This is a genomic window from Streptococcus sp. (assembly GCF_032481935.1).
Classification (GTDB): domain Bacteria; phylum Bacillota; class Bacilli; order Lactobacillales; family Streptococcaceae; genus Streptococcus.
Map to the genome: position 1 here is coordinate 1 of NZ_JAWERU010000048.1, position 10,168 is coordinate 10,168.

Consider the following 10,168-nt stretch of genomic DNA (forward strand, 5'->3'; position numbering starts at 1 on the left):
GATATAAGGCGCCAGACGTTTTTGCGCATTATCAATGGCATTCTGGTCCTGGTCAAAGGCATAGAGATGCCCCTTTTCACTTAGTTTACTTAATAAATACTCGCTATGGCCTGCTCCACCCAAGGTCGCATCAACGTAAATACCGTCAGGTTTCACATCAAGCATATCAATAGTTTCATGGAGCATGACCGTTACATGATGAAATTCTTTAGTCATATCTTATTTATTTTACCACAATTCTGACTAGCTTGCACTCGCTAAAGCAAAAACCTTTCCTTACTACTTTATCACTTGTATTCAGCAGGCGACTCTGCTACCTGAGCTAGTTCTACACGCTCTTGAGGATTCAAGTGTTGGTGAACAGCCTCTGCTACTGCTCTTGGTATACCAACTGCGACAATCTCATCCACGCTGGCTTCCTTGATTTTTGTCAGAGATTTGAAATATTTCATCAAGTTCTGCTTGCGTTTTGGACCCAAGCCTTCAATTCCATCCAATTGAGAGGAGAAGGAATTTTTAGAGCGCAGTTGACGGTGGAAGGTGATCGCAAAGCGATGGACCTCATCCTGAATGCGTTGTAGGAGGAAAAATTCCTGCGAATTCCGAGACAGCTCTACCACCTCAAGCGGATCTCCAAAGAGCAATTCATGGGTTTGGTGCTTGTCATTCTTTTGCAGACCTGCGATTGGAATATCTAACCCTAACTCTTCTTGAATGACCTGCTTGGCAATATTAACCTGACCTTGGCCACCATCAATGACAATCAAATCTGGCGGGGTCAAGCCATCACGTTGAACTCGACCATAGCGTCTGCGGATAACCTCTCGCATACTTGCGTAGTCATCTGGTCCCACAACTGTTTTTATCTTGTACTTGCGGTAATCCTTCTTGCTCGGTTTCCCATTGACAAAAACAACCATGGCAGAAACTGGACTAGTCCCCATGATATTGGAGTTATCAAAGGACTCGATACGGACTGGGGTTGGAATCTGTAAGAGTCGTCCCAAGTTTTCAATGGCACCTTGAGTCTTTTCAACTGATTTTTCTAGCAGGTTAAATTTTTGCTCTAGACTAACACGCGCATTTTTGATAGCTAGATTGACCAATTGTTTTTTCTCCCCACGTTGGGGTTTGAGAACCTTGGTATCCACCAAGGCTTTGACTGCCTCTTCATCAATATCCTGAGGAATCAAAATTTCATTGGGAACCAGATGAGATTTTTCTTGATAAAACTGCCCAACGTAAGTCAGGAAATCTTCATCTGGATCATTGTAGTAAGGAAAAAGGTTGACATCACGCTCAATGAGCTTACCTTGGCGGACAAAGAATACCTGGACGCACATCCAACCCTTATCTACATAATAGCCAAAGACATCGCGATTTTGGAGATCCTTGGCCATAACTCGTTGCTTGGTCCGAAGGGTTCCAATTGCCTGAATCAGATCTCGATATTCAGCTGCACGTTCAAATTCCATACTCTGAGCTGCCACATTCATCTTTTCCTTGAGGTCATCGATGATTTTGTCATCCTGACCCTTTAGAAAATCAGAGACTTCTTGAGCCATGGCTTTGAAATAAGCCTCGTCTTTCTTACAAATGGTGTGAGCCACGCACTGGCCGATATGGTAATAAAAACAGACCTTAGACGGTGGATTAGTACACTTACGAAAAGGAAAAATCCGATCCAGAAGCCGCTTGATTTCATTGGCCGCCCCCACATCAGGATAGGGTCCAAAATAGAGACCTCCGTCTTTCTTGACCTGACGGGTGATAATCAAGCGAGGATAGCGCTCATTGGTAATTTTGATGAAAGGATAGGACTTGTCGTCCTTGAGCATAATATTGTACTTGGGCTTGTTTTCCTTAATCAGGTTAATCTCCAAAAGGAGGGCTTCAATATTAGACTCCGTAACAATAAACTCAAAGTCCACAATTTCAGACACCAAGGCTTCTGTTTTGGTATCATGACTTCCACGGAAATAGGACCGTACACGATTGCGTAGATTTTTGGCCTTTCCTACATAGATAATCGTACCGTTTTTATCCTTGTGAATGTAACAACCAGGGCTGGTCGGCAAGAGCTCTAGTTTTGATTTAATCAAGTTATTCATAGTTCCATTATAGCAAAAAGCCCCCTTCATTGCTTACATCAAGGAGCTCTATTTTTCGTTTGAAAATCACTTATTCTCCAGACTCATATAGTTCTTGAACTGCTTGAACATCTTGAGCCTGAATACCATAATAAGAACCTGCTGGCTGCATGACTGAAACTTCATTAGTATGCTCCAAACCAATAGCATGACCTAGCTCATGCTCTGCCGTATGCAAGATACGATCATAGGTATAGCCATAGTTTGGATTAGATAGATAATAATGATTCAAACGAACTGTTACTGAAGTAAATTGTTTGGTCAGGAGATTTGTCTGACTCTCCGCCTCACCGGCAACAGATGTGGAACCATCATTCATTTCAGTCGCAAAAATAGTTGCTTGGTCAGGTTCTGTCACAACTACAAAATTAAAAGCACCAGTCTGATTCCAATTGGTAATAGCCTCAATGTAATCCTTTTGAAAGGTTGCATCCATTTGGGGATCAATATAAATTGTCGCCTGCGCTTGGGGCCATTTTACTCCTGAATCTTGATGATGATCGGTCTGAGACAAGCCTTGCAACTTACCAGTTTCTTGCCATTGATGCCAACCTGCTTGACCAACTTGAACAAGTTGCCCCGCTTGATTGAAGACACCAGATAAATCTCCCGTCACATACCAGAGAATCCCTAAAGCAATGAGAATTAAGACTACAAGAGTCCACACAAGGCGCCAGAACATGCGCCAAATTCCTAGTAACAATCGACATAGAACACGTATAATCCAGAACATGATTTCCCGCCTTTCTAAAAAAATAAGAATCTACCTTTAAACCATGGATTCCCATTCTAAAGATAGATTCCTTATTTTACTTGAGTAAGCTGAAAGAAAACTAAAACTAAGACAAGCGTTCTTCCAAAACAAAATCAATTGGCAAGGTAGCCAAAAACCGTTCCAATTGTTTTTCCCAATAATACCACTCATGGGTCCCTGCACTGTGGCTATAGGTCACATCAAAACCAAGTTTCTTGAGATTCTTCACTGCTAGATTATTGGCAGCATACAAGAAATCTTGTTCACCACACCAAGCCCAGAGCTTGGTTTTCTTATCAGACTTTTTAGCGAGTGTTTCAAGTGAGTAAGGGCTATTCACCCAATCATTAACTTTACCAAAAACACCTCGCCAGTAGGCACGCGTCCCTAAATCCTGGCTTTCAGGAGAAAACTCCTCGAAGCTAAGAGCCCCAGAAAGACTAGCTGCATGTGAGAAACGATTGGTTGATAGGGCCAATTTGAAGGAACCGTAGCCTCCCATTGATAGACCAGCGATAAAAGTCTTTTCACGCTTGCTAGACATATTAGGGAAGAAGCGTTTGAGCACTTTAGGCAGTTCTTTTGCTAAAGCTGTATAGTAGTTATAGCCATACTGAGTATCTGTGTACCAGCCATTACTTGTATTTGGCATGACAACAATTAGATTAGTCCCTCGTACCAAGCGCTCTACATTGGTCCGTTTGAGCCAGCTATTATGATTTCCTGACATCCCATGTAAGAGATAGAGGACAGGAATATCCGTAGAATCTGGCTCCTCAACCCGAGACGCATCTGGGTAGAGAACATTCACTCCCCACTCCATATCTAAAACTTCTGAATAATACTCAATCTTCATTACTGCCATAACTTGCTCCTTTTTCGTTTAAGATAAGAAAAAGCCGAAACTCGACTTTCTCCTGCTATTTGATCCTATTTTGCTTCCATGACTACTGGTAAGATAGCTGGACGACGTTTGGTTTGGTCAAAGAGGAACTTGGCCAAATGATCACGTACCTTACCTTTGAGTTCTGCCCAATCAAAATCTTCACCTTGTAGGTAAACTTCAACTGTTTGGTTCACCAACTCTGTACTTTCACGCAAGATATCACGGCTCTTCTTAAGATAGACAAATCCACGCGTGTGCACCCGAGCTTTAGCGATAATTTTCTTCTCACGACGGTTAACAGTGATAGCTACAATAAAGATACCATCTTCTGACAAGACCTTACGGTCACGAAGAACGACATTCCCAACATCTCCGATGGCATTCCCATCAATCAAGACATCGCCTGCTGTAACTGCACCAGATGGAACAAAGTCTCCATGCTCATAAGACATGGTAGTCCCTTTTTTAGGGATAAAAATCCGTTCCGGCAACATACCAACTGCCATAGCAGCCTTGGCATGGGCATCCAACTCACGGTATTCTCCTTGGATTGGGAAGAGATACTGAGGTTGCAAGAGATTGATCATCAATTGCAAATCACGCGCATTCCCATGTCCTGACACACGCAAGCTATGAGTAATTGGCTTGACAACTCCACCTGCTTGGTAGACCATATTTTCTACACGTGCCATCACTGCTTCCTTGGCGATTGATGGTGTTGTAACGATATAAACTAGGTCACCTTCTTTGATTTCAACATAACGGTGACGACCGATAGACATCTTGCGTAGGCCGTTAATCGGTTCACCCATACGTCCAGTTTCAAGGATAATTAATTCGTGATCTTCAAAACGAGACATATCTTTTGGCTTAATCAAAAGATTTTCACTTGCTAGAGACAATTTTTTCAAGCGAATCGCTGTACGGACGATATTTTCAATGTCAAATCCTGTCAAAACAACACGGCGCCCTGTCTCCGCAGCCGCATCAAAAACTTGCTGGATACGAGAAAGGTTACTTGCAACTGCAGCAACGATGATACGGCCATCCCAGTCAGAAATGGTTTGCGTGATTTCTACACCAACTTCATTTTCACTTGCTACTTGGATATTGCTATCTGCATTTGCTGAGTCACTAAGCAAAGCCAAGACCCCTTCACGACCAATCTCTGCCAATCGACCGAAGTCAGTAGCATAGGATTCACTAGCCGTTTGGTCAAACTTGAAATCCCCTGTGTAAACAACATTTCCTTCAGACGTTTTTAAGACCACACCCAAACTTTCTGGGATAGAGTGAGTTGTACGGAAGAAGGATACTACCGTTCCACCAAAATCAATCTCTGTATTTTCGTCAATGACATGGAAATCATCAAATTTCTTGACGCTGTCATTTCCCTTAACGAATAGTTTGGCCAGTTCGATAGTCAACTCTGAGCCAAATACAGGAACCTTAGCTTCTGCCAAGAGATAAGGGAGGGCGCCAATCGCATCCGCATGCCCGTGTGTTAAGAAAACCCCAGCAATACGATCGCTATTTTCAAACAGATAGTCCATGTTGGGAATAACGACATCGACACCCAACTGTTCATTTTCAGGGTATTTCAAACCTGCATCCAATACAAAAATCGAGTCGTTAATCTCTGCGATGTACATGTTCTTACCATTCTCACGTACACCCCCAAGTGTTGTTAATTTAATAGTATTCATTTTTCCTCCGAATAGTCACTTCAACTGTTTGTAGAGCTTTAAAAGCTCTCTTTTTCCGAAAGTCCAATTCACTTTCAGCCGAATCTTTTCCATTCATTATACCATTTTTTTACTAATTTTCAAAATGAATCTTACAGATAATCGCACTTCAACTATCTCTTTCCGTTCAATAACGGACAAAGCAGCACTAATAAGAGGATCAAATGATACAATTGGCGCTCCCATCCTGTCTAATCTTCAAATAAGTCAGCAACATTATAAAGCACTTCGCAGTCACAGTAGGCTCCATTTGCTTCTAAAAATCCCAAAATCACTTCAACTTCTAAATCACGCCCTTTTAGAAAGGATATAGTCAAGGTAAAATCAGCAGGACAAGTCAGCGACTCTAACTCCTGATCCAAAAAATCAAACAAATCTAAAAAAATCTCCCTTGTTATCGGTAAACTAGCTTCAAATTCTTTCTTCTGTTGCTGCTTATACTCTGCCAGTAATTTCTTTTTCTTCTCTTTATCCATCTTCTACTCCAACTAACTTCTCTGGGACTATTGAAACTAATACTCAATGAAAATCAAAGAGCAAACTAGGAAGCTAGCCGCAGGTTGCTCAAAACACCGTTTTGAGGTTGTGGATAGAACTGACGAAGTCAGTAACACATATACGGTAAGGCGACGCTGACGTGGTTTGAAAAGATTTTCGAAGAGTATAACTTTCTTCAACAAGATTCAACAGTCCTTCACTCCTCTCATTATAGCACTAAATTCCTTTCATTGATGTAGTTTTTGATAGCAAAAAAAGAGTCAGCAAGCCAACTCTTTCAATCTCTATTCACTTTTTTCCATCAAGAAATCATAGATTTCTTGGACTGTTCCAAGCGCCATTATCTCTTGCTCTTTAACAGTTTGTTTCAGTTTTTGATAAATCTGACTTTGAGCAATATCACGCTTTTCAGCCTCTTTATTTACCCTCATGACTCCATTTTCAATGGTCACAAAGCCAAGCTCTTCAAATATCTGAATCATTTTGACTAATAGGATTTGCTCAATCTTGAGATAGGCCGCCAAATCCTTGAGTTTATAGCGAATGTCAAACTCTGGGAACTGATAGATGGTTTTATACAATTTTGCAAACTGCTCTCTTGTGCCATAGCCCGTCAAGTAGTAAGCCTTAGCTATATCATTTTTAAAGTAAAGAGCTGAAAACTCCTGCTCCTGACAGATTTTCTTAAGAAGGGATATATCCTCAGGGATATTCTTCACAACAATAGCTGAACAAGAAGTCACATCAGGTAACTCTTGCGTAAAGTCCAAAACAGGTACACCTTCTGGCAACAGGGCATTCTTACCACGGATGTTAAAGAGCTGGACACCTTCTACACGGGCGTCAACCATCATCAACTGCAAGGTTGTTTGACCATTCCACTGGTTGACAGAGAGAGTCACTGCTAGTTCCAGTTGCTTGGTCTGTGAGAATTCAGTCGCCCATTTCCCTTGACCAAAAGCGACCACCTCAAAACTAGCCTCACCTTTGGAAATTTTCAGCTTGAGATGAGCATTATCAGTCCCCATAACGCGAGCATTTTCAACTTGAAAATCTCGAATATAGAAGACAGGTTTTTGGTTATCCATCCCAAAAGGAGCTAGACGTTCAAAACTTTTCACCGTCTCCAGACTCAAGGTCTCTAAATCCAGTTCTTCATCTAAAAATAGATTGTTTTTACCTTGGACATCTGCGCCTTTTTCTCGGATATAGGCTTCCAAAAGATCAGACAAGACTTCCAACTTATCCGCTTCAAGGGTCATACCTGCAGCGCCTGCGTGACCACCAAAGGCGATAAACAGTTCTCGATGCGGGTCCAAAGCTTCAAAAATATCAACCGCTTCTATGCTTCGAGCACTTCCCTTGGCGCGTCCATCTTCGATATTTAGCACAATAACTGTCTGACCTAGTTCTTCCAACAAGCGTCCAGCTACAATTCCAAGAACCCCTGGATTCCAGCCTTCTTTAGCCAAAACTTGAACACTTTTATCAGGATCCACCATGCCCTTGGCTTCATCGTAAATGGACTGAACAACTTCCTTACGTTCTTCATTCTTTTGATGAATCAAAAGGGCGATTTCATGCACTTCCTCGTCGTCAAATCCAGTCAACAAATCAATAGCTGGATTGGGATCATCCAAACGTCCTAGAGCATTTAAACGCGGTGCTAACTGAAAACCAACTGTCTCTTCTGTCACATCACTACTCGAAATCCCAGCGATTTCAAACATTTCTTGCAATCCCATTCGCTGAGTATTGCGCAAGACCTCAAGACCATATTGGACCATGATACGATTTTCGTCCGTCAAGCTGACCATGTCGGCAATTGTCCCAATTGCAACCAAGTCTAACAAATCAACCTGTACTTCTTCCAAAAGGGCACAAGCCAACTTAAAAGCGACCCCACAACCTGCCAAATGCTTGAAAGGATAGTCCGCCCCTGGATGTTCAGGATGGATAATAGCATAGGCATCTGGTAAAACCTCAGGCATAGAATGGTGGTCAGTCACAATGACGTCCACTCCCATAGACTGAGCCAAATCAATGGCTTCATGCCCCGCCACACCATTGTCCACCGTCACAATCAAAGACACACCCTGCTGTTCGATAAAATATTTGTAGACACTGGCATTTGGACCATAACCATCCGTAAAGCGATTGGGAAGATAGACCAGGCACTCAGCACCCAACTGTTCTAAACTTTCCTTGACAATGGAAGCCGAAGTCATCCCATCCGCATCGTAGTCCCCGTAAATAAGAATCAGTTCCCCTTGCTGAATAGCATGGCGAATCCGCTCCACTGCCTTTTCCATATCATTTAAAAGGTAGGGATCATGCAAATCCTCCAAAGAAGGTTCTAAAAATTTTTTCAGACTGGGCTCATCCTTGATGCCTCGTTCAAATAACAAACGAGCTACTTCAGGGCCCAAACCAGCTTTCTTAGCTATCTTTGTAAAATCCGCCTCCTCAACTTGCGGAGCGAATTGCCAATTATAAGTAGGAATTATCAAAAAAATCATCCACTCTTTCTTACGATTCTATCTTTTTATTATAACATGATTTCCAGTTTTTCTCTTGATTTTCTTACTAAGTTAATGACTCTTCATCGCTCTAAGCACCCACTTATAAAACATATACATACCAAAGTCTCTTTCCATTTGTTTACTTGACTTTTGCAATTTCCCCTCAGATAAGGTATAATAATTGTATTGTCTTTTGGGGTCGTTACGGATTCGACAGGCATTATGAGGCATATTTTGCGACTCGTGTGGCGACGTAAACGCTCAGTTAAATATAACTGCAAAAAATAACACTTCTTACGCTCTAGCTGCCTAAAAACCAGCAGGCGTGACCCGATTTGGATTGCTCGTGTCCAATGACAGGTCTTATTATTAGCGAGATACGATCAAACTTTGTCTAGCAGTTTGATAAGAGATTTATAGACTCGCAGTTCCTAGGCTTGAGTTATGTGTCGAGGAGCTGTTAAAACAATACATAACCTATGGTTGTAGACAAATATGTTAGCAGGTGTTTGGACGTGGGTTCGACTCCCACCGGCTCCATTATATTTTAAAAACGTTGAAATTCTCAACGTTTTTTTGCTTGTTTGCTTATTTCCCACTTTTCCATTAAGTAGACCAATCAAAAAACCGTAAGAATTTCTTCTTACGGTTTTTCTAGCAATCTCATAGAATCAAGATTCTTAGATTTGCTTTATTTGAGTAATGGCTTACTCTTCTTCCTTACGTTTTTTAGAGATAAGGAGTCCTCCTGTCACTGCTGCAAGAAGTGCTAGTCCAAGTGAAGCGTTAGATTGTTTAGTACCAGTGTTTGGCAATTCTTTCGCTCCTGCTTTCTTAGCTGGTGCTTGAGCAGATGACTCTTTAGTTGCTTCTTTAACAACTTTATTAACTGCAATTGTTGCTACTGATCCATCCGCAAAGGTTACAACTACTGATCCATCATTGTTCACCTTAACATCTGTCGCAGTTGGATTAGCTTTCTTAACTTCTTCAGCTACTTTAGCTTTTTCTGCATCTGTCAAGTTGTTAGGATCTACTACTGGAGTAAGAGCCGGTACTTTAGCATTATCAGCCTCTTTACCACCCACATTAACATTACTTACTGTTACTGTAGTTGTAGCTGATGTATTTCCTGATTCATCTGTTGCTGTTACAGAAACTGTATCACCAGCATTCAAACCACTTACTGGAATACTGAACTTACCATCTTTATCTGCTTTCGCTGATACTTTAGTTCCATCTGGAAGAGTGACTTCTACTGTTGAACCTGCTTCAGCTGTACCTGTTACTGCTGTGTCACCTGCTTTAACTGGGTTTACAACTGGTGCTGTTGGAGCTGTGATATCAGCTTGAGTAACTGTCTTATCACCTGTAAGTGTTGCTGTTGAGCCATCTGGGAACGTTACGGTTGCTGAACCATCGTTTCCTACTTCTGCTTTAGATCCTGGGTTCGCTGCTTCTACGGCTTCTTTAACTTTAGCTTTTTCTGCATCAGTCAAGTTCGCTGTATTTTTAACTGGTGTCTTAGTCGTTGGAGCTTTAACACCTTTAGAATCAGCTTCTTTAACTGTTTGAGCACCTGTAAGAGTTGCTGTTGTACCATCTGGGAACGT

General features: G+C 41.7%; 8 protein-coding genes and 1 other RNA gene. 1 reads left to right on the top strand and 8 read right to left on the bottom strand.

Annotated elements, in window-relative coordinates:
* The 7 genes from mraW to recJ form a co-directional block, all read right to left on the bottom strand.
* The coding region (mraW, locus tag E7C97_RS08170) for a 16S rRNA (cytosine(1402)-N(4))-methyltransferase (RefSeq protein ID WP_316108828.1) at window positions 1-216 on the bottom strand (216 nt) is incomplete at its 3' end.
* A 71-nt stretch (window positions 217-287) separates the two neighbouring features.
* Complete coding sequence (gene uvrC, locus E7C97_RS08175; protein ID WP_316108830.1) at window positions 288-2,111, bottom strand: excinuclease ABC subunit UvrC; 1,824 nt, start codon at window positions 2,109-2,111, stop codon at window positions 288-290.
* Window positions 2,112-2,181: 70 nt separating this feature from the next.
* Window positions 2,182-2,883, bottom strand: coding sequence for a matrixin family metalloprotease (locus tag E7C97_RS08180; protein ID WP_316108832.1), 702 nt, complete (start codon window positions 2,881-2,883; stop codon window positions 2,182-2,184).
* Window positions 2,884-2,989: 106 nt separating this feature from the next.
* Window positions 2,990-3,769 carry an alpha/beta hydrolase family protein gene (locus E7C97_RS08185; RefSeq protein ID WP_075228526.1) on the bottom strand — a complete coding sequence of 260 codons (780 nt, stop codon included), beginning with the start codon at window positions 3,767-3,769 and terminating at the stop codon, window positions 2,990-2,992.
* 65 nt (window positions 3,770-3,834) lie between these two features.
* Window positions 3,835-5,496: a ribonuclease J gene (locus tag E7C97_RS08190; protein ID WP_316108834.1), complete on the bottom strand. Its 1,662-nt coding sequence runs from the start codon at window positions 5,494-5,496 to the stop codon at window positions 3,835-3,837.
* Window positions 5,497-5,726: 230 nt separating this feature from the next.
* Window positions 5,727-6,011, bottom strand: a complete 285-nt coding sequence (locus E7C97_RS08195) for a DUF2695 domain-containing protein (protein ID WP_049526919.1) — start codon at window positions 6,009-6,011, stop codon at window positions 5,727-5,729.
* Window positions 6,012-6,317: 306 nt separating this feature from the next.
* On the bottom strand, window positions 6,318-8,543 hold the full coding sequence (gene recJ, locus E7C97_RS08200) for a single-stranded-DNA-specific exonuclease RecJ (protein ID WP_316108837.1): 2,226 nt from the start codon (window positions 8,541-8,543) through the stop codon (window positions 6,318-6,320).
* Window positions 8,544-8,750: 207 nt separating this feature from the next.
* Between recJ and ssrA the strand changes: the two genes are divergently transcribed.
* Window positions 8,751-9,098: a transfer-messenger RNA gene (gene ssrA, locus E7C97_RS08205) on the top strand.
* A 164-nt stretch (window positions 9,099-9,262) separates the two neighbouring features.
* Here the strand turns inward: ssrA and E7C97_RS08210 are convergent.
* The coding region (locus E7C97_RS08210) for an Ig-like domain-containing protein (protein WP_316108835.1) at window positions 9,263-10,168 on the bottom strand (906 nt) is incomplete at its 5' end.

Bases quoted from the DNA above. Each gene is read 5' to 3' on its own strand.
- E7C97_RS08180 (WP_316108832.1), bottom strand. From the start codon at position 2,883: ATGTTCTGGATTATACGTGTTCTATGTCGATTGTTACTAGGAATTTGG.
- uvrC (WP_316108830.1), bottom strand. From the start codon at position 2,111: ATGAATAACTTGATTAAATCAAAACTAGAGCTCTTGCCGACCAGCCCT.
- E7C97_RS08190 (WP_316108834.1), bottom strand. From the start codon at position 5,496: ATGAATACTATTAAATTAACAACACTTGGGGGTGTACGTGAGAATGGT.
- E7C97_RS08185 (WP_075228526.1), bottom strand. From the start codon at position 3,769: ATGGCAGTAATGAAGATTGAGTATTATTCAGAAGTTTTAGATATGGAG.
- E7C97_RS08195 (WP_049526919.1), bottom strand. From the start codon at position 6,011: ATGGATAAAGAGAAGAAAAAGAAATTACTGGCAGAGTATAAGCAGCAA.